This is a genomic window from Kitasatospora sp. DSM 101779 (assembly GCF_025655475.1).
Classification (GTDB): domain Bacteria; phylum Actinomycetota; class Actinomycetes; order Streptomycetales; family Streptomycetaceae; genus Kitasatospora.
Genome location: NZ_JAHTIK010000001.1, coordinates 430,042 through 446,989 on the forward strand (window position 1 = coordinate 430,042; position 16,948 = coordinate 446,989).

At 75.1% G+C, this 16,948-nt stretch carries 22 protein-coding genes; 12 read left to right on the plus strand and 10 right to left on the minus strand.

Going from position 1 to position 16,948, the window contains the following annotated elements:
• Window positions 1–406 precede the first annotated feature (406 nt).
• Entirely contained in the window at window positions 407–868 is a 462-nt protein-coding gene (locus KSNIM_RS01955; RefSeq protein WP_263101446.1) for an NUDIX domain-containing protein, read from the minus strand.
• Between the two features lie 176 nt (window positions 869–1,044).
• On the opposite strand from KSNIM_RS01955, the gene KSNIM_RS01960 reads away from it, so the two are divergent.
• From KSNIM_RS01960 to KSNIM_RS01975, 4 genes are all read left to right on the plus strand, one after another.
• Window positions 1,045–1,464 (plus strand): helix-turn-helix transcriptional regulator, encoded by a 420-nt coding sequence (locus KSNIM_RS01960; protein ID WP_263101447.1) that lies wholly within the window; start codon window positions 1,045–1,047, stop codon window positions 1,462–1,464.
• 9 nt (window positions 1,465–1,473) lie between these two features.
• Entirely contained in the window at window positions 1,474–1,890 is a 417-nt protein-coding gene (locus KSNIM_RS01965) for a VOC family protein (RefSeq protein ID WP_263101448.1), read from the plus strand.
• Window positions 1,891–2,027: 137 nt separating this feature from the next.
• A complete protein-coding gene (locus tag KSNIM_RS01970; protein WP_263101449.1) occupies window positions 2,028–2,657 on the plus strand; it encodes an AAA family ATPase in 630 nt (209 codons plus the stop codon).
• Between the two features lie 81 nt (window positions 2,658–2,738).
• Complete coding sequence (locus KSNIM_RS01975; protein ID WP_263101450.1) at window positions 2,739–4,031, plus strand: MFS transporter; 1,293 nt, start codon at window positions 2,739–2,741, stop codon at window positions 4,029–4,031.
• 152 nt (window positions 4,032–4,183) lie between these two features.
• Here the strand turns inward: KSNIM_RS01975 and KSNIM_RS01980 are convergent, their stop codons facing one another.
• A complete protein-coding gene (locus KSNIM_RS01980) occupies window positions 4,184–4,768 on the minus strand; it encodes a TMEM165/GDT1 family protein (protein ID WP_263101451.1) in 585 nt (194 codons plus the stop codon).
• Between the two features lie 297 nt (window positions 4,769–5,065).
• A complete protein-coding gene (locus KSNIM_RS01985; RefSeq protein ID WP_263101452.1) occupies window positions 5,066–5,209 on the minus strand; it encodes a hypothetical protein in 144 nt (47 codons plus the stop codon).
• 89 nt (window positions 5,210–5,298) lie between these two features.
• Here KSNIM_RS01985 and KSNIM_RS01990 point away from each other — a divergent pair, with 89 nt between their 5' ends.
• The 5 genes from KSNIM_RS01990 to KSNIM_RS02010 all read left to right on the plus strand — a co-directional run bounded on the left by KSNIM_RS01990 (window position 5,299) and on the right by KSNIM_RS02010 (window position 10,185).
• Entirely contained in the window at window positions 5,299–5,751 is a 453-nt protein-coding gene (locus tag KSNIM_RS01990; RefSeq protein WP_263101453.1) for an ArsI/CadI family heavy metal resistance metalloenzyme, read from the plus strand.
• A 163-nt stretch (window positions 5,752–5,914) separates the two neighbouring features.
• Entirely contained in the window at window positions 5,915–6,745 is an 831-nt protein-coding gene (locus KSNIM_RS01995; RefSeq protein WP_263101455.1) for a ZIP family metal transporter, read from the plus strand.
• Window positions 6,746–6,843: 98 nt separating this feature from the next.
• Window positions 6,844–8,109, plus strand: coding sequence for an APC family permease (locus KSNIM_RS02000; protein WP_263101456.1), 1,266 nt, complete (start codon window positions 6,844–6,846; stop codon window positions 8,107–8,109).
• Between the two features lie 331 nt (window positions 8,110–8,440).
• The gene (locus KSNIM_RS02005; protein WP_263101457.1) at window positions 8,441–8,668 is read left to right on the plus strand and encodes a hypothetical protein; all 228 of its coding nucleotides are present in this window, start codon (window positions 8,441–8,443) and stop codon (window positions 8,666–8,668) included.
• 302 nt (window positions 8,669–8,970) lie between these two features.
• Window positions 8,971–10,185, plus strand: coding sequence for a M20 family metallopeptidase (locus tag KSNIM_RS02010; RefSeq protein ID WP_263101458.1), 1,215 nt, complete (start codon window positions 8,971–8,973; stop codon window positions 10,183–10,185).
• A gap of 38 nt (window positions 10,186–10,223) precedes the next feature.
• Here KSNIM_RS02010 and KSNIM_RS02015 read toward each other — a convergent pair whose 3' ends face one another.
• The gene (locus tag KSNIM_RS02015) at window positions 10,224–11,243 is read right to left on the minus strand and encodes an Lrp/AsnC family transcriptional regulator (protein ID WP_263101459.1); all 1,020 of its coding nucleotides are present in this window, start codon (window positions 11,241–11,243) and stop codon (window positions 10,224–10,226) included.
• 121 nt (window positions 11,244–11,364) lie between these two features.
• On the opposite strand from KSNIM_RS02015, the gene KSNIM_RS02020 reads away from it, so the two are divergent.
• A complete protein-coding gene (locus tag KSNIM_RS02020; protein ID WP_263101460.1) occupies window positions 11,365–12,765 on the plus strand; it encodes an MFS transporter in 1,401 nt (466 codons plus the stop codon).
• A gap of 92 nt (window positions 12,766–12,857) precedes the next feature.
• On the opposite strand, the gene KSNIM_RS02025 is transcribed toward KSNIM_RS02020, so the two are convergent.
• The 3 genes from KSNIM_RS02025 to KSNIM_RS02035 all read right to left on the minus strand — a co-directional run bounded on the left by KSNIM_RS02025 (window position 12,858) and on the right by KSNIM_RS02035 (window position 14,667).
• Window positions 12,858–13,373 (minus strand): cupin domain-containing protein, encoded by a 516-nt coding sequence (locus tag KSNIM_RS02025; protein ID WP_263101461.1) that lies wholly within the window; start codon window positions 13,371–13,373, stop codon window positions 12,858–12,860.
• Window positions 13,374–13,408: 35 nt separating this feature from the next.
• Window positions 13,409–13,729, minus strand: coding sequence for a cupin domain-containing protein (locus tag KSNIM_RS02030; protein ID WP_263101462.1), 321 nt, complete (start codon window positions 13,727–13,729; stop codon window positions 13,409–13,411).
• Window positions 13,730–13,905: 176 nt separating this feature from the next.
• The gene (locus tag KSNIM_RS02035; RefSeq protein WP_263101463.1) at window positions 13,906–14,667 is read right to left on the minus strand and encodes an SDR family NAD(P)-dependent oxidoreductase; all 762 of its coding nucleotides are present in this window, start codon (window positions 14,665–14,667) and stop codon (window positions 13,906–13,908) included.
• 147 nt (window positions 14,668–14,814) lie between these two features.
• On the opposite strand from KSNIM_RS02035, the gene KSNIM_RS02040 reads away from it, so the two are divergent.
• Window positions 14,815–15,087 (plus strand): hypothetical protein, encoded by a 273-nt coding sequence (locus tag KSNIM_RS02040; protein WP_263101464.1) that lies wholly within the window; start codon window positions 14,815–14,817, stop codon window positions 15,085–15,087.
• The gene (locus tag KSNIM_RS02045; protein WP_263101465.1) at window positions 15,084–15,449 is read left to right on the plus strand and encodes a hypothetical protein; all 366 of its coding nucleotides are present in this window, start codon (window positions 15,084–15,086) and stop codon (window positions 15,447–15,449) included. The genes KSNIM_RS02040 and KSNIM_RS02045 overlap by 4 nt, the downstream gene beginning before the upstream one ends.
• 66 nt (window positions 15,450–15,515) lie before the next feature.
• On the opposite strand, the gene KSNIM_RS02050 is transcribed toward KSNIM_RS02045, so the two are convergent.
• The 3 genes from KSNIM_RS02050 to KSNIM_RS02060 all read right to left on the minus strand — a co-directional run bounded on the left by KSNIM_RS02050 (window position 15,516) and on the right by KSNIM_RS02060 (window position 16,849).
• Window positions 15,516–15,956: an SRPBCC family protein gene (locus tag KSNIM_RS02050; RefSeq protein WP_263101466.1), complete on the minus strand. Its 441-nt coding sequence runs from the start codon at window positions 15,954–15,956 to the stop codon at window positions 15,516–15,518.
• 90 nt (window positions 15,957–16,046) lie between these two features.
• Window positions 16,047–16,385 carry an ArsR/SmtB family transcription factor gene (locus KSNIM_RS02055; RefSeq protein ID WP_263101467.1) on the minus strand — a complete coding sequence of 113 codons (339 nt, stop codon included), beginning with the start codon at window positions 16,383–16,385 and terminating at the stop codon, window positions 16,047–16,049.
• Window positions 16,382–16,849 carry an SRPBCC family protein gene (locus tag KSNIM_RS02060; RefSeq protein WP_263101468.1) on the minus strand — a complete coding sequence of 156 codons (468 nt, stop codon included), beginning with the start codon at window positions 16,847–16,849 and terminating at the stop codon, window positions 16,382–16,384. Before KSNIM_RS02060 ends, KSNIM_RS02055 begins: the two co-directional genes overlap by 4 nt.
• Window positions 16,850–16,948 lie beyond the last annotated feature (99 nt).

A 16,948-nucleotide genomic window follows, 5' to 3' on the forward strand; every position in this document is an offset into this window, starting at 1 on the left:
AAGGGGCGGCGGGATCGTCGGGCGCCGGGGGGAGGAGGTCCGCTCCCTCCGGCCGCACGATTCCGGCCGGGGAATTCCCTCCCACCGACCCGAATTGCGCAGCCGGGATCGTATTCAGCTGCGTTCCGGCCGCGCCAAGGCAACGGCCCCGACCGTCCCGACCAGGGCGTTCTTTCAGCCGATCCGCAGGAACGGCCTTACGCCGCGGAGGATCCGGCGCTATTCTCCGCACCCGCCGCCGAACGGCCGGTCCGGCGTGTTCACTTGCCCCTTTTCGCTCCGATGTAGCGCCCGGGTATCCCGTGCGGAATTGTTCCCCGCCCGATGTGCAGTGCCGCTGCCGCCAGCTCCGCACGGTCCGTCACGGACGCCGTTTCCCGCCGGATTCGGCGTGAATGGATTCCGGTCAGCCGCGCGGCCCGAGGCCGTCCAGCTCGGTGGCCAGCCGGGGCCAGGTGGCGGCGAATCCGGGGTGGAGGCGCAGCGAGGCGACCTCGGCGGGGCTGTACCACCGGTGGGCGGCCGCCTCTCCGTCGCCGCGGCGCGCACGGAACGGCTCCAGGGCCTCGGCGACCACGGTGTGGTAGGCCCAGCCCCCGTGGTCGTCGACGAAGGTGTGCAGGTGGCGGAGGGCGGGGACGCCGCCGAGCTCCTCGGCGAACTCCCGGCGGGCGCCGTCCCAGGGGCTCTCACCGGCTTCCAGGGCGCCACCGGGAACGCTCCAGGTGCGCCCGTGGTGGACCCGCCAGGAGCGGCGTTGGAGCAGCAGGTCGGGGCCCCGGAGCAGCAGCAGCCCTGCGGCTCCGTGCGGTCCCCAGTGGCGGCATCCGCGTGCGTCCCTGACGAATCCGCGGCTGCTGTCGGCCATGCTCTCCCCCTGTGCGGTGCGCCCTCGCGGGTCGGCGGTACGGGTCCGGCGGTACGAGTCCGGCGGCGGACCGTGCCGTCCCGCCGCGATTCCACCCTGTCCGGCCGGTGCGGGGCAATCCGCGGTGCCGCGCCGGCGTCCGGTCGCTGTCGGGGGCGGCCTGTACCGTGCTCGGTGTGGACATCGCCGATCTCGTCAGGCTGCGCCGGGCCCGTGACCGCATGGACCGCGACTACGCGGAGCCGCTGGACGTCCCGGCGCTCGCGCGCGACGCGCTCATGTCGCCGGGCCACTTCTCGCGCAGTTTCCGGGCCGCCTACGGCGAGACTCCGTACAGCTACCTCATGACCCGCCGGATCGAGCGGGCGAAGGCGCTGCTGCGCCGCGGGGACCTGTCGGTGACGGAGGTCTGCATGGCGGTGGGCTGTACGTCGCTGGGTTCGTTCAGTTCGCGGTTCACCGAGCTGGTCGGCGAGAGCCCGAGCGCGTACCGGGCCCGCGACCACGACCACGGCGCGCCCATCCCGGCCTGTGTCGCGAAGATGCACACCAGGCCGGTCAGGAACGGAGAAGCAAAATCGGACGCCGGTCCGTAGCGTATGGCCATGGACATCAAGCTTTCGCAGTGCTTCATCGCCGTCGACGACCACGACAAGGCACTCGCCTTCTACCGCGACGCCCTCGGCCTGGAGGTCCGCAACGACGTCGGCTTCGAGGGGATGCGCTGGGTGACGGTCGGCTCGCCGACCCAGCCGGGCGTGGAGATCGTCCTCGAGCCGCCGCTCGCCGACCCCAACGCCTCGGAGGCCGACCGCCAGACGGTGGCCGAGCTGATGGCCAAGGGCATGCTGCGCGGCGTCATCTTCGAGACGGACGACTGCGACGCCACCTTCGAGCGGATCAGCGCTGCGGGTGCCGAGGTGCTGCAGGAGCCGATGGACCAGCCGTACGGCGTGCGCGACTGTGCCTTCCGCGACCCGGCCGGGAACATGCTGCGGTTCACCCAGCCCCGTACCGCGTAGCAGCCGCCGCGGCGGTGTCCGGCCCGGCGGCCGCAGACGGCGCCGCCGGGCCGCACGCATGCCCGCGGCCGGTCCGGCCGACGGGCTGACGGGCTGACGGGCTGACGGCCCGTCCGGTCCCGCACCGGGGTGGCCGCATGGTGGAGTCCGCGAGCACGGTGGTCCTGATGTGCGGTCTCCCCGGGGCGGGCAAGACCCCGTACGCGCAGGCGCTGGTCCGCCGCGGGGACGTGCGGCTGTCGATCGACGAGGCGGTCTGGCAGCGGCTCGGGCAGCGCGACGCCGCCCTGGTGCCGGTTGAGGCGGCGTTCGACGCGCCGAAGGAGGAGGTCCGCCGCGAGCAGCGGCAGGAGCCGGTCGGCCTGATGCTGGCGCGGCGGGATGTGGTGGTGGACTACAGCTTCTGGAGCCGGGCGGCACGCGAGGACTTCAAGGCGCTGGTCGAGCGGCACGGCTGCCGCTGGGAGCCCGTCCACCTGAAGGCGGACGGGGCGACGTTGCGGCGACGTCTCGCCGCCCTCCACCGCGAGGTCGGGGCCGGTGCCGTCACCGTGGACAAGCGGCCGCTGGAACGCCACCTGTCCGCCTTCGAGCAGCCCGACGGCGAGGGCGAGCCGGTCCTGCCGCAGCACGGACCGGTCCTGCGCCCCACCGAGGCCGGGGCCCGCGGCTGTCGACGCCGTGTCCGCCGGCAGCCGGAGTCCCTCCGGGTCCGATCGGCCGCGGGGCGGCCGGGGCGTTCCCCTCGGCCGGGGCCGACGGCATGATGCGTCTGTCTGTCCACCGGCCCGGGAGCCCCTGCCGTTCCCCGTCCCGCACGCCGATCTGCCGCCGAAAGGGCCCGCTCCGTGACGAGTACCGCCTCGACGCCCTCGACCGACTCCGACCCCGGTGCCGCCGCGTCCGTCGACGCCGCGCAGCGCCGCGTCCTGACCGTCCTGGTCGCCTCCCAGGTGCTCAGCGGGGCCGGGTTGGCCGCCGGGATCACCGTCGGCGCCCTGCTGGCGCAGCAGATGCTCGGCTCGGCCGGGCTGGCCGGCCTGCCCAGTGCGCTGTTCACCGCGGGCAGTGCGATCGCCGCGATCGCCGTCAGCCGCATCTCGGCGGCCCGCGGGCGCCGGCCCGGGCTCGCGCTCGGTTACGCGACCGGCGCGGTCGGCAGCGCCGGGGTGATCGCCGCCGCCGTCGCCGACAGCCCCGTCCTGCTGTTCGCCGCCCTGCTCGTGTACGGCGCGGGGACGGCCACCAACCTGCAGGCCCGCTACGCCGGGGCGGATCTCGCCGCGCCGACCCACCGTGCCCGTGCGGTCTCCACGGTGCTGGTCGCCACCACCCTCGGTGGGATCGCGGGCCCGAACCTGGCCGCGCCGACCGGTGACCTCGCGGCGGACCTCGGCATACCCCGGCTGGCCGGACCGTTCCTGCTGGCCGGCATCGCCTACGCGGCGGCCGCCGCCGTCCTCGCGATCTGGCTACGCCCCGACCCGCTGCTGCTGGCCCGGGAACTCGCCGCCGGCGCCGGTGCGGACGTCCCGGCCGGGTCTGCGGACAGTGCTCCGGAGCCGGGCGCGGGGGTGCGCCGCGGGGTGCTGCTGGGCACCGCGGTGATGGTCCTCACCCAGCTCGTCATGGTGGCCGTGATGACGATGACGCCCGTCCACATGCACGACATGGGTCACGGCACCGCGGCGTCGGGGCTGGTCATCGCGATCCACATCGGCGCGATGTACCTGCCGTCGCCGCTGACCGGCCGGCTGGTCGACCGCTACGGACGGAAGGCACTGGCGACCGCTTCCGGGCTGACGCTGCTCGCGGCGGGCGTGCTGGCCGCGATCGCGCCGGGCGGGTCCGTCCCGCTGCTGGCGCTGGCCCTCGCCCTGCTCGGCCTGGGCTGGAACTTCGGTCTGGTCGCCGGCACCGCGATCATCACCGACGCGGTGCCGCTGGCCACCCGGGCGAGGACGCAGGGCATGGTCGACGTCGCCATCGCCGTCTCCGGGGCCTCCGGCGGACTGGCCTCCGGCGCCGTCGTCGATCTGGCCGGCTACCCCGTGCTGGCCCTCGGCGGCGGGCTCCTCGCGCTCGCCGTGCTGCCCGCCGTCGTCCTGACCGCCCGCGGCACCCCGGCGATCGCACGCTAGGAGCTCCGGCTCGGGTCGGTACGGCGGCGTGCGGCGGCACCTGATGCGCGGCCCGACCGCCTTGTGGGTCCCGGCCGTGGGACCGCACGCGACTGCCGCCGCCGGAACGGACCGGCGGCGGCAGTCGGAGGAGTGCGGGGCGGCCGCGGGTGTCAGCCGGTGAAGGCCTCGACCAGGGACCAGAGGGCGAGCGCGGCCATGCAGACGCCGCCGACGCGCTGGACCATCCGCAGCGGCACCCGCTTGGCGATGAAGCGGCCGACCACCAGGGCGAGGGCGGAGACGCTCATCAGCGCCGCGGCCGAGCCGATCGCGGTGGAGAGCACACCGTTGGTGGCGGCGAGGTTGGCGGTGGTGATCTGGGTCAGGTCGCCCCACTCGCCGATGAACACGGCCATGAACGCCGCCGTCCACACCGGCCAGAACCCGGTGACCGTCCGGCCGGCCTCGTCGGCGCCGTCCTGGTCGCCGCCACTGCGGAGCAGGACGAGGGCGCCGAAGGCGAAGAGCGCGGCCGAGACGAGCTTGACGGCGACGTTCGGCAGCAGGCCGATCAGGCTGCCCGCGCCGACGGCGATGGCGACGTGGACGACGAAGGCGCTGGAGGCGCCGATCCAGACGTAGAGCGGTCGCATCCGCGTGCCCATGGCGAGGGACGCGAACATCGTCTTGTCGGGGAGTTCGGCGAGGAAGATCAGACCGAAGGCGGTGAGGATCGCCAGGGGGTCGAGGGACATCCGGGGGCTTTCTACTGGGGCCGGGCCGGAGTGTCGGTGCGAACACCCGTCGCGGGTGGTCCGGGAGGACGCCTCGGCCCGGCACGAAGAACGGCCCCCGCGGGTGCGGGCGCCGGTCATGCCTTGCCGAAGGTCTCGTCCACCGCACCGCCCGGAGGCGCTGCGGCCCGGCGGCCGGGCCGTCCGCTGGTGTGCGGACGTCCAGTGTGTCGACCAACCGGTGTTTCGGGACTACTCCCCTTCGCACTGCCCAGTATACCCGGGCCGCGCGGGACACCCGCCCGGGGGCGCCCGCCCTCAGCCCACGCTCGGGCTGCGGCGCTCCAGCAGGCCGACGTCGTACCGGCAGCAGTGGTGCCGGCCGAGGCGTTCGCGCGCCACCGACGGGCGGCACACCGCACCGCCGTCCTGCCCGAGGATGACCCGCCCAGAATTCGACATGCATCTATGTTGACAGTCATCGAATCCAGGCGGCAAGCTCAACTGTATCGACAGCCATCGATGCACAACCTCGGATCGGGGAGACCGCCATGTCCCGTGTACAGCTCGCCCTGCGCGTCGCCGACCTCGAAGGCTCCGTCGCCTTCTACACCAAGCTCTTCGGCACCGGGCCGGCCAAGCGCCGCCCCGGCTACGCCAACTTCGCCGTCGCCGAGCCCCCGCTCAAGCTCGTCCTGATCGAGGGCGAGCCCGGCGAGGAGACCCGCCTGGACCACCTCGGCGTCGAGGTCGCGAGCACCGAGCAGGTCACCGCGGCCGCCGCCCGCCTCCGGAACGCCGGCCTCGCGACCACCGAGGAGGACGACACCACGTGCTGCTACGCACTCCAGGACAAGGTGTGGGTGCACGGACCCGGCCGGGAACCCTGGGAGGTCTACGTGGTCAAGGCCGACGCCGACACCCTGACCAAGCCGGCCGGCACGCCGGACGCCTGCTGCGACCCGGACACGGCCACCGACACCGCCGGCTGCGCCTGCGGCTGACCGCGCGACCGGCCGCCCCGCCCTCCGCAGGGGCCCGCACGGCGGACGGGCCGGAGGTGCGAGCGCGCGCGGTGGAGGTCAGGCTGGAGACAACGCCCTTTAGGTAAGGCTAACCACAGTCGATCGGGGGCGTCCGCCACCGCGCTTCCCCGGAGGGTGCTCGATGTCCGGTCCGCAAGTCGCCCTGCTCGGTGCCGTCGCGGGTGTCACCGTCTTCCTGGGGCTGCCGGTGGCGCGCCTGCGCCGGCCGGCACCGCGGCTGCGGGCCGCGCTGAACGCGGTCGCGATCGGAGTCCTGCTCTTCCTGCTCTGGGACATCCTCGGCGCGGCGTGGGAGCCGACCGACGAGGCGCTGGCCGCGCACGACTGGGGCACGGCGGCGCAGGACGGCCTGGTGCTGGCCGCCGGGCTGACGGTCGGTCTGCTGGGGCTCGTCCGCTACGACCGCTGGATGGCCCGCCGGAGCGCGGCCGCCCCGCCCCGCTCCCCCGGGCCGGGTGCCGCGGCGGCCACCGAGCCGACCGTGGGCGCCCGCTCGCACGCCGCCGGCCTCGCCCTGATGATCGCCACCGGGATCGGCCTGCACAACTTCGCCGAGGGGCTGGCCATCGGCAACTCGGCGGCGCAGGGCGACATCTCGCTCGCCGTCCTGCTGGTCATCGGCTTCGGTCTGCACAACGCGACCGAGGGCTTCGGGATCGCGGCGCCGCTGGCGGCCGCGGGCGAAAGGCCGTCGTGGGGCGGCCTGGCCGTGCTCGGGCTGATCGCCGGCGGGCCGACCTTCGTCGGCACGCTGATCGGCCAGAGCGTGGTGGACGAGACGGTCGGCGTCGCCTTCCTCGGCCTGGCGGCCGGCTCGATCCTCTATGTGGCGATCGAGCTGCTGGCCGTCGCCCGGCGGGCGGGGACGAAGGAGCTGACCGCCTGGATGATCCTGCTCGGACTGCTGCTCGGCTTCGGCACCGACGCGGTGCTCGTCGCCGCCGGCGTCTGAGGGGCGCCCGCCGGCCGCGGCACGGGCCGGTTCGGCGGCCGTACACCGAGGTCGTCTATTGTGCGGCCCGATCCGATCCGTCCCGGGGGGAGAGAACCATGAGCACGTCGACAGCACCGGCCGGACCGCCCGGGCTGCGGAGGCACCTGGGCGTGTCCGACGCCGTGATGATCGGCCTGGGGTCGATGATCGGCGCGGGCGTCTTCGCCGCCTTCGCCCCGGCGGCCGCGGCTGCCGGCTCCGGTCTGCTGCTGGGCCTGGCCCTGGCCGGGGCGGTGGCGTACTGCAACGCCACCTCCTCCGCCCGGCTGGCCGCCCGCTACCCGGCGTCGGGCGGCACCTATGTGTACGGCAGGGAGCGGCTCGGCCCGTTCTGGGGATACCTGGCCGGCTGGGCGTTCGTGGTCGGCAAGACCGCGTCCTGCGCGGCGATGGCCCTGACCGTCGGCTCGTACCTGTGGCCCGCGCAGGCGCACGCCGTGGCGGTGGCGGCCGTGGCGGCGCTGACCGCGGTGAACTACGTCGGGGTGCAGAAGGCGGCCTGGCTCACCCGGGCGATCGTCGCCACCGTCCTGGCGGTGCTGGCCGCCGTGGTGACGGTCTGCCTGTCCGGCGGCGCCGCGGACCCGGCGCACTGGGCGGTCGGTGCGGACGCCGGACCGCACGGCGTGCTGCAGGCGGCCGGCCTGCTGTTCTTCGCCTTCGCCGGCTACGCCCGGATCGCCACCCTCGGCGAGGAGGTGCGCGACCCCGCGCGCACCGTCCCGCGGGCCGTCACCGTCGCGCTGGCCGTCACGCTGGTCGTCTACACGCTGGTCGCCCTCGCCCTGCTCGCGGTGCTCGGCCCGGAGGGGCTGGCCCGCACGACCGCCCCGCTGGCCGACGCCGTCCGGGCCGCCGGCGCCCCCGGGCTCGTCCCGCTGGTCCGGGCGGGCGCGGCCGTCGCCGCGCTGGGCTCACTGCTCGCCCTGATCCTCGGCGTCTCCCGCACCACGCTGGCGATGGCCCGCGACCACCACCTGCCGCACGTACTGGCCGCCGTCCACCCGCGCTTCCGCGTCCCGCACCGCGCCGAACTGGCCGTGGGCGCGGTGGTCGCCGTCCTCGCCGCCACGGCGGACGTCCGCGGCGCGATCGGCTTCTCCTCCTTCGGCGTGCTCGTCTACTACGCGATCGCCAACGCCTCCGCCCTCACCCTGGCGCCCGCCGAGGGCCGCCCGCCGCGCGCCGTGCCGCTGATCGGCGGCGCGGGCTGCCTGGTCCTGGCCTTCGCCCTGCCGGCGGCCTCGGTGCTGCAGGGCGCCGCGGTCCTCGCCGTCGGCGCCGCCGCCTTCACCCTGCGCCGGCTCCTCGCCCGAGCCTGAGGGCGGCCGAGCCTGACCGCGGCCCGCGGCCTCAGACGCGTGGGGCCGGGCGCGTGAGGGCCGGGTCCGCGTCGCGGTGGATACGGTCCCCGACGGGGCGTAGTCCGTACCGGTGGCGGCGTCCCGGGCGGAGGCGCCCACGTGCCACCCCAGAGGAGCGTGGGGGCACCCCTAGGGGCCGCTCGCGGGCTCACCCCTGTGGGTCCTGAACGCGGGTGAGGAGCTTCGCGGGTGGCCCGGGTGAGGCGGGCGTCGGCCTCGGCGGCGGAGGGTCCGGGCAGGCGGGGGCTCCAGAGGGCCCGTACCGCGTCCAGCACGGGGGCAGCGCCGCGTGTTCGCCGTGGACTTCGGCGATGTCGTCGACGACGAGGTCGCTGCCCTCGGCGGGGTCGAGGCGGCCGGCGGCGATCTCGGCGGCCCACCAGCGGGCCAGCAGCAGGCCGCCGGGACCGCCGTCGGCGAGCGGCAGGCCGAAGCCGAGTCCGTCCGTGACCTGCCCGACCAGCGCCGCGGCCAGGTCGCGTTCGGTGGTGAGCAGCTCGGCGAGCGGTGCCAGTGAGGGGTGCGTCCACCCCGGCCCACGGTGCGCGGTCGGCGGCGAGGAGCAGCTGCGCCGTGTCGCAGCGCCGGCCGTTCGCCCACCCGTGGGCGATGGCGCGCAGCTCCTCCACCGCCTCGGCCGCACTGCGCGGTTCGCTCGTGGTCATCCCGGCATGGTGCCGTCCGCCACCGACCGTCCGTGCCGGAGCTCGGCGGAATCGTGCGTGGGGGTGGCGGCGGGGGAAGGATCCGTGCGGTTCCGGCGGGCGGGGCGGCCCGCGGGGGGACGATTCGGGGACCGTCTACCCAGGAGGAGTGGCCATGTCGGCTGCCGTTCATCTGTCCGCGCTGCGCGAGTCGGCCGAGGGGCTCCGACCGGGTCTGCTGGAGCTGCGGCGGGCGCTGCACCGGGAGCCCGAGATCGGGCTCGACCTGCCGCTGACGCGGGCGCGGGTGCTGGCCGCGCTGGAGGGGCTGCCGCTGGAGGTCACCCTCGGCGAGAAGTTGAGCTCCGTGACGGCGGTGCTGCGCGGCGGCCGGCCGGGCCCGGCGGTGCTGCTGCGGGCCGATCTGGACGCGCTGCCGGTGCAGGAGACGGCCGGGCTGCCGTACGCCTCGCAGGTGCCGGGGGCGATGCATGCCTGCGGACACGACCTGCACACCGCTGCCCTGGTCGGTGCGGCCCGGCTGCTGGCGGAGCGGCAGGGGGAGCTGGCGGGCAGCGTGGTGTTCATGTTCCAGCCGGGTGAGGAGGGCGGGGGCGGGGCCGCGTTGATGGTCGACGAGGGGGTGCTGGACGCGGCGGGCGAGCGGGTCGCCGCGGCGTACGCGCTGCACGTGGGTGCGGCGCTGCTGCCGGGCGGCTGGGTGGCGAGCCGGCCGGGCCCGATCATGGCGGCCTCGGACACGCTCCGGGTGACGGTGCGGGGCCGCGGCGGCCACGGGTCGAGTCCGCACCTGGCACTGGATCCCGTCCCGGCGGCCTGCGAGGCGGTGCTCGCGCTGCAGACGATGGTGACCCGGCGGTTCGACGCGTTCGATCCGGTGGTGGTGACGGTCGGCACCTTCCACGCGGGGACGGTGGAGAACGTGATCCCCGACGAGGCGGTGTTCGCGGCGACGGTCCGTTCCTTCTCGCCGGAGGCGCGCGGGCGGGTGGTCGAGGAGGCCGTGCGGGTGGTGCGGGGCGTCGGCGAGGCGCACGGCATGGAGATCACGGCGGTCGTCGAGCCGGGCTACCCGGTGACGGTCAACGACGCCGTGGAGGCGGCCTTCGCCGCGGACACCGCCCGGCAGTTGCTCGGCGAGGACCGGTACGTGGAGATGCCGCGTCCGGTGGCCGGTTCCGAGGACTTCGGCGTGCTGGCGCAGCTGGTGCCGGGGGCGTACCTGATGCTCGGTGCCTGCCCCCCGGGGCGCGATCCGTTCACGGCGGCGTACAACCACTCGGCGCAGGCCGAGTTCGACGACGCGGTGCTGCCGGACGCGGCCGCCCTGCTGGCGGCACTGGCGATCGGCCGCCTGGAGCGCGGCTGACCCGTCGCAGCGGGCTGAAGGCCGCGGGCCGCCCGGGATCACTCCCCGGGCCGGCCGGGGGGCCACGGGTGGATGGGGACGTAGCCGTGCGCCCGGCCGTCCGGGGTGAGCAGCCGGCCGACCAGTTTGACGGTGCGCAGGGTCACCAGCCGGTCGCGGACCCGCAGCCGGTCGAATCGCCTGGCCAGTTCCTCCTCGAGTCGGCGCAGTTCGGGCAGTCGGTGGACCATCAGGTAGAGCGCGAGGTTGGCCCGGCCGACGGTCACCGCGCACATCCGCGCCTGCGGCAGGCCGGCCAGCCACCCGGCGGCCTCCTCCAGCCGGGCGGGCGGCACCTCCAGCCAGAGCAGGACGGCGAGCGGGTTGCCGGTGACCCGGGGTGAGGCGTCGCAGCGCAGTACCAACCGTCCGGAGTCGCGGAGTTCGGCGAGCCGGCGGCGGACGGTGGTGGCGGGCAGCCCGGTCCGTTCGGCGAGTTCGGCGTACGGCATCCGGCCGTCGCCGCCGAGGGCCTGCATCAGGGCGAGGTCCGCCTCGATCTGCCGGCCGCCGCGGGGGCTGCGGAGTTCGCCGGGCGGTTCGGCGATCGCGCGGCGCTGTTCGGCGTCGAGGGCGCCGCCGCTCCACCGGCTGCCCTCGCGGACGGTCCGTTCGACCAGGGCGGTCCGGGTGCGCCCGATCCCGGGCACGGCGCAGATCTGCTCCAGCAGGTGGCCGGCGAGCGCGGCCGGGTCGGCGGAGGCGACGGTGAGCAGCAGGTCGGCGCTGCCGGTGACGATCTCGATCGAGGCGATCTGCGGGTGGCCGGCCAGGGCGTGGGCGACCTCGGCGACCCGCCCGGAGCTGCACTCGACCTCGACCAGTGCGGTCAGGCCGCGGCCGATCCGGTCCGCCGAGGGATAGCAGGTGACCCAGGCGTCGCCGTCCGCCTCCAGCCTGGCCCAGCGGCGGGAGAGGGTCGCCGGGTCGACGCCGAGCGGGCCCGCCAGCCGGGACCAGGGAGCGCGCGGGTCGACCCGGAGCGCGTCCACCAGGGCCAGGTCCAGCTCGTCGATCATGGCCGATCCTTGCGCGGAGGGGGCCGCAGGTGCGAAATCGTGCGGCTCGGGGGCGTGGGCCCCCAGGTTAGCCATCCTTACGGCCACCCCCACCGCCCCTCCGGCCCCCACGGATGTGCCCATGACCGAGACCGTCCCCGTTGCGGTCGCCCCCGTCCGGACGGCCGTCCGGACGACCGTCCCCCTGCTCGTCCTGGTGGAGTTCGCCAGCGGCGTCCTGCAGGGCGGCTTCCCGATCCTGCTGCCGCGTCTCGGCGAGCAGCTGCGCCTCGACACCGGAGACCTGAGCCTCGCCCTCGGCGTGGAGTTCCTGGTGTCCGGCGTCGCGGTGCCGCTCACCTCGCGGCTGGGCGACTTGCACGGCCACCGGCTGCTGCTGCGCGCCACCGTCCTGCTGACCCTGCTCGGCGCGGTGTGCACGGCGCTCGCCCCGGATCTGCCGCTGCTGCTGCTCGGCCGCGCCCTGTCGGGGTTCCTGGCCTGCTGGCTGCCGCTGGAGTTCGCGATCCTGCGCGACGGTCTCGGCGAGGAGCGCGGCGGCCCGGCGGTCGGCCCGCTGGTCGGTTCGCTGACCGTCGGCTCGACCCTCGGCGCGCTCGCGGTCGGCGGGCTCGGCGCGAGCGACGGCGCCACCCGTCCGCTGCTGTGGGCCCTGGCGGTGCTGCCGCTGCTGGTCCTGCCGGTGGTGTGGTGGCTCGTCCCGGACTCGCGGACCCGGGCGCACGGGCGGATCGACTGGCCCGGTGCGGCGCTGCTGTCGCTCGGCCTCACCCTGCTGCTGGCCGGTCTCGGCGTGAGTGCCGTGCTGCCGGGGGCGGCGACCGGGCTGCTGCTGGTCCTCGGCCCGGTGCTGCTGGTCCTGTTCGTCCGCCACGAACTGCGCACCGACCGGCCGATGGTGGACGTGCGGCTGCTGTCCCGGCGGGCGACCGCACCGGTCTTCGCGCTCAGCTTCCTGCTCGGCTGCGCCCTGTACGGCGCGCAGGGCCCCACCCTGGCGTTCGAGGCGGCGGACCCGTCGGACACGGGGTACGGCCTCGGCGCGGTGCCGCTGCAGCTCGGTCTGCTGTACCTCCCGCAGACCGTGGCCGCGATGGCCGGCGCCGTCGCCGCGGACCGACTGGCCCGCCGTCACGGGGCGGCGGGCGTCCTCGCGGTCGGCTTCGGGCTGTGCGCCGCCGGCTATGCGGCGATCGCGATCGGGCACCACGCGTTCTGGCAGTTCGCCGTCCCGGGCGCGGTCTGCGGTTTCGGTGCCGGGCTGGGCCTGAGCCTGCTGCCGGGTCTGCTGATGCGGCGCCTCCCCCGTGATCAGACGGGGATCGGCACCGGTGTCTACAACACCCTCAAGTCGCTGGCGGGCGCCGCCGCGGGTGCGGGGGCGGCGGCCGTGCTGGACCACCTGCTGCTGCGGCCGGCCGTCCCGCAGGAGGGGGCCTACACCGCGATCTGGACGGCCTGTGCGCTGGCCTGCGCGCTCGGTACCCCGATCGCCTTGGCGCTGCGTGCTCGGGTTCGGTAGCGGTCCGCGCGGCGCGCCCGGTCGGCGGCTGTCGGCCGGGCCCGCCGGTGTCGGCCGCCGTCCGCCGGGCAGCCGCGGCCCCTGTCGGACGGTCAGGCCCGGCGGCAGTACCGGCGGACCAGCTCCCCGTGGTCGGGGAAGCGGCGCAGCAGGTCCTCGACCCGGCCGAGCGTCATGTCGGCGTAGTCGAAGCCCGGCACCACCGCCTCGCTGATCAGCCCGTGGTCGCCGGCCGCGAGGTGGGAGGCCTTCCAGACGCCGCCCGGGACGGCGAGCGCGAGGAGGTGGCCACGGCCCGGGTCCTGGCCGAGGACGGCGCTCTCGTACCGACCGTCGGGGTGGAGCAGGTGGTAGGTGATCGGGTCGCCGTGGTGGTGGAAGTGCAGGATGTCGGACCGGTTGAGGTGCCAGTGCCCGATCGGCGACCAGTGCGTCAGCAGGTAGTGGATGGCGGTCACGGCGAACCGCTCGCCGGCCGGGGTCGCCACCATGGGCCGGTGGTCGGCCTGGTAGGTGCGACGGAAGTAGCCGCCCTCCACGTGCGGTTCCAGGGCCAGCGAGTCGATCCACTGCTGCGCCGTCGGCATGGCGTCCCCTTGCTTCGGCATGGTGTCCCTCTCCGTCGGACGGGTCCGTGGCCGGGCTACGCCTCGGGCACCTCGACGATGACCAGTGTGCCGTGGCTGCCGGGGCGGACGGCGTGCCGCGCGCCGGCGGGCAGCCAGGCCAGGCCGCCCGGGCCGACGGTGGTCTCGGCGCCGTCCACGACGAGTTCGAGTCGACCGTCGAGGACCAGCAGGGCTTCGGCGGTGGGGTGGTGCTCGGTGTCGAGCGGCCGCCCGTCCATGCGGAGGACCTTCACGGCGGCGCCGCCCACGTGCCCGAGCAGGTGGGAGCTCCAGGCGGCGGGCAGCGCGGCGGCGGCCGCGGCCAGGTCGACGGGGACCGGGGTGACGGGGGTCATGGCAGGCCTCCTCGGCGGCACGCCCGGTGCGGGGCGTCCGGTGCGGGATCGGGGATGCCTGGAACCTATCCGGCCCGCGGGGGCGGTTGGTCGACCGTTCGGTAAAGCTTCGCGGGCCGGTCGGCTCTGCGCCCGCCCGGGCGGGACGTGCTGAGCACCCGTCGGCGCACAGGGCGTCAGTCCGCCACGGCGCCGCAGGTGATGTTCACCGAGGCCGCGGTGATGCTCGCGGCCCGGTCCGAGGCGAGGAAGGCGGCGACCCGGCCGACGTCCGTCAGGCTCGCGGCGCGGCCGAGCATGGTCTTGCCGACGATCATGTCGGTGATGGCGTCGCGGGCCGGGTCCGAGGCCGGGACGGTCTCGGGGATGCCACCGGTGTGCAGGGTCACCACGCGGATGCCGTGCGGGCCGAGTTCGGCGGCGAGCTGTCGGCGCAGGGTGCCGGTCGCCTCCAGGGCCACCTGGAAGCCGCCGACGAAGTAGTCGCGGATCGGGTTCCGGCCGCCGTCGCCGCCGAAGTTGAGGATCACGCCGGAGCCCTGCGGAACCATGTGCCGGGCGGCGGCCCGCGCGGTGAGGAACATCGACCGGACGGCGTTCACCACCGGCCGCTCGAAGTCCTCCAGCGCCATCCCGGCCAGCGGGGTGCCGTGCACGTCACCGTACGAGATCAGGTCGAAGGAGATGTCGATCCCGCCGAAGCGCTCCGCGACCGCGTCGGCGTGCCGGTCGACGGCGTCCTCGTCGAGCGCGTCCACCACCGCCGTCTCGGCCTCGCCGCCCGCCGCGCGGATCTCCTCGGCGACCCGGTCCAGGCTCGCCCGTGTGCGGCCGGCCAGGTGCACACGGGCGCCCTCCTCGGCGAACGCCCGCGCCACGGCGCTGCCGATCGCACCGCCGCCGCCGTAGATCACGGCGTTCCTGTTCTCCAGCAGCACCCGTGTCCTCCTCCTGGCCGGTCCCTTCCAGGGAACCGGCCGGGCTGCGGCCCGGCCGGCATCCCGGCCGGCGCGTCCGGGTGAAGCCACGACGCCCCGCTCGCGACTGCTAGCCATCGATACCGGGTGCTAGCTACCATGTCGGGCATGGCGAAGCAGACCAACATCAGGCTGGACGACCAGATCCGCGCGGCGGCGGAGGAGCGGGCCAAGCGGCGCGGGCTGAGCCTGCAGGGCTACGTCGCCGACCTGATCGAGCAGGACGTCAACGAGTCCCGGGCGGCCTTCCTGGCCGGGGCGCAGGCGTTCCTCGCCGCGTACGCCGACGCCTTCGAGGAGGAGTTCGGCGAGGACCGCTACCCCGGTGAGCCCGGCCGGGCCGCGCGCGGCCCGCACGAGGTGCCGGGGTACGCCGCGTGAACCTCAGGGTCGACCTCGCCTGGATCCTGGCCCTGGCGCAGGAGATCCCCGGCGACCCGCAGGTCGTGGACTACGGCGTGCCGATCGCCGCGGAGGCCCGGCATCGCGCCGAGGTCCTCGCCCACGAGGTCTACCCGGAGCCGCACCACAAGGCGGCCGCGCTGCTGTGCGAACTCGCACGCAATCCCTGCCTGGAGGTGCGCAACCTGCTGTACGCGGCCACCGTCACCGCGGCCTACCTGTCCGCGTGCCACCTGCCGGTGAAGCCCGGGCTCGACACCGTGCTGCCGCTGGCCCGGGAGGCCCGTGAGGGGCTGCCGGTCCGCGAGGTCGCCGCACGGCTCAGGACCTGGACCGCCTGACGTCCGGCACGCGCCGCCCGCCGGCCCGGGAGATCCCGTCCGGCGGGCGCGTCGACGCGGCACGGATCAGTGCCAGTTGCTGATCCGGACGTCGCGCGGGGCCGGGTCGCCCTCGCCGGTCTCCAGCACCTTCTTGAGGCTCATCAGGAAGGTCGCCCACTTGGTGCTGCAGTGGTACATGAACTCGACCGGCTCCCGCCAGCCCTGGTGCCGGAACAGGACGACGGTGAAGTCGCCCTCCTGCTCGAGTTCGAAGCGGACCTGCGTGCCGATCCACTCCTCGGGGCCGTCGACGACCTCCCAGACCACCCGCTCGGCGGGCTTCGCCTCCAGGACCTTCATGTCGAATCCGCCGGGCAGGAAGCGGAACCGGATCACTCCGCCGACCTCGCTGTCGCCGGCGGTGTCCTCCGTCCACCAGCTCGCCAGCCCGTCGATCGTGGTGAGGGCCGTGTAGACGGCGTCGGGGGACGACGTGACGCCGATCCTGTGCAGGATGTCGGGCATGTCGACACCTCTCTTCGGTGCGGGCGCCCGGTGTCCGGGCGCGATCGGTCTGCGCCGCCGCGGTCGGGCAGCGCCTCTCGGGCGAGCGGGTCAGCCCTCCTGGCTGCGGTGGATGGCTTCGGCGATCCGCTTGATCCGGTTGAGCCGGGCGTCCCAGGCGGCCCCGACCGAGGACAGCTGGGCGACCGCGCGGGCGAGTTGGGCCTCGTCCACCTCGTAGCGGCGCTCCCGCCCGGACGGGGTGGCGTGGACCAGGCCGACCCGGTCGAGCACGCCGAGGTGCTTGGCGACGGCCTGCCGGGTGACGGGCAGCCGACCACTCAGCGTGGTCGCCGTGCCACCGCCCTCGGTGAGCAGCAGGTCGAGCATGCGCCGGCGTATCGGGTCGCCGACCGCCGACCAGAGCTCGTCGTCGATGACGGCGCTCATGGCGTGGACACCAGCCGGTCGAGGTAGCCGACCAGACGCGGCAGGAAGTAGGTCCAGCCGTTGTCGTGGTCGCGGTAGGCCTCCTCCAGCACGGCCGCCTCCCAGCCCCTCTCCCGAAAGCCCGTCTCGCTGAAGCGCAGCAGCGTACCCGCGCCGGAGGGCACCAGGTCGAAGGTGACCAGCAGGGAGTTGCCGGGCGCGGCGGCCTCCGGACCGTCGTACACCCACCGGAAGGAGAACCGCCGGGGCGGGTCGGCCTCCACCACGGTGATCGGCTCGACCTTGGCGTCCGGCGCGGAGCTGTCGCCGAAGGTGATGACGCCGGTCCCGCCGGGCACCGGCTTCAGCTCGGCCTCGTCCGGCCACCACTCCCGCAGGTGTTCGGGGGTGCTGATGACCTCGTAGACCACCTCGGGCGGGGCATCGACCCGGATCTCCCGCTCGATGCTGCCGTACTCCTCCATGCCGCCGCTCCATCCATTCGCAACCTTTGGTTGCAGATAACCCTACGACGCCCCCGACCGATACGCAACCATTGGTTGCTCAATTGGGATGACCGGGGT

Coding starts and splice junctions, on each gene's coding strand:
- KSNIM_RS01955 (WP_263101446.1), bottom strand. CDS start 868: ATGGCCGACAGCAGCCGCGGATTCGTCAGGGACGCACGCGGATGCCGC.
- KSNIM_RS01965 (WP_263101448.1), top strand. CDS start 1,474: ATGGACATCAAGCTTTCGCAGTGCTTCATCGCCGTCGACGACCACGAC.
- KSNIM_RS01970 (WP_263101449.1), top strand. CDS start 2,028: ATGGTGGAGTCCGCGAGCACGGTGGTCCTGATGTGCGGTCTCCCCGGG.
- KSNIM_RS01980 (WP_263101451.1), bottom strand. CDS start 4,768: ATGTCCCTCGACCCCCTGGCGATCCTCACCGCCTTCGGTCTGATCTTC.
- KSNIM_RS01985 (WP_263101452.1), bottom strand. CDS start 5,209: ATGTCGAATTCTGGGCGGGTCATCCTCGGGCAGGACGGCGGTGCGGTG.
- KSNIM_RS01990 (WP_263101453.1), top strand. CDS start 5,299: ATGTCCCGTGTACAGCTCGCCCTGCGCGTCGCCGACCTCGAAGGCTCC.
- KSNIM_RS01995 (WP_263101455.1), top strand. CDS start 5,915: ATGTCCGGTCCGCAAGTCGCCCTGCTCGGTGCCGTCGCGGGTGTCACC.
- KSNIM_RS02000 (WP_263101456.1), top strand. CDS start 6,844: ATGAGCACGTCGACAGCACCGGCCGGACCGCCCGGGCTGCGGAGGCAC.
- KSNIM_RS02010 (WP_263101458.1), top strand. CDS start 8,971: ATGTCGGCTGCCGTTCATCTGTCCGCGCTGCGCGAGTCGGCCGAGGGG.
- KSNIM_RS02015 (WP_263101459.1), bottom strand. CDS start 11,243: ATGATCGACGAGCTGGACCTGGCCCTGGTGGACGCGCTCCGGGTCGAC.
- KSNIM_RS02020 (WP_263101460.1), top strand. CDS start 11,365: ATGACCGAGACCGTCCCCGTTGCGGTCGCCCCCGTCCGGACGGCCGTC.
- KSNIM_RS02025 (WP_263101461.1), bottom strand. CDS start 13,373: ATGCCGAAGCAAGGGGACGCCATGCCGACGGCGCAGCAGTGGATCGAC.
- KSNIM_RS02030 (WP_263101462.1), bottom strand. CDS start 13,729: ATGACCCCCGTCACCCCGGTCCCCGTCGACCTGGCCGCGGCCGCCGCC.
- KSNIM_RS02040 (WP_263101464.1), top strand. CDS start 14,815: ATGGCGAAGCAGACCAACATCAGGCTGGACGACCAGATCCGCGCGGCG.
- KSNIM_RS02050 (WP_263101466.1), bottom strand. CDS start 15,956: ATGCCCGACATCCTGCACAGGATCGGCGTCACGTCGTCCCCCGACGCC.
- KSNIM_RS02055 (WP_263101467.1), bottom strand. CDS start 16,385: ATGAGCGCCGTCATCGACGACGAGCTCTGGTCGGCGGTCGGCGACCCG.
- KSNIM_RS02060 (WP_263101468.1), bottom strand. CDS start 16,849: ATGGAGGAGTACGGCAGCATCGAGCGGGAGATCCGGGTCGATGCCCCG.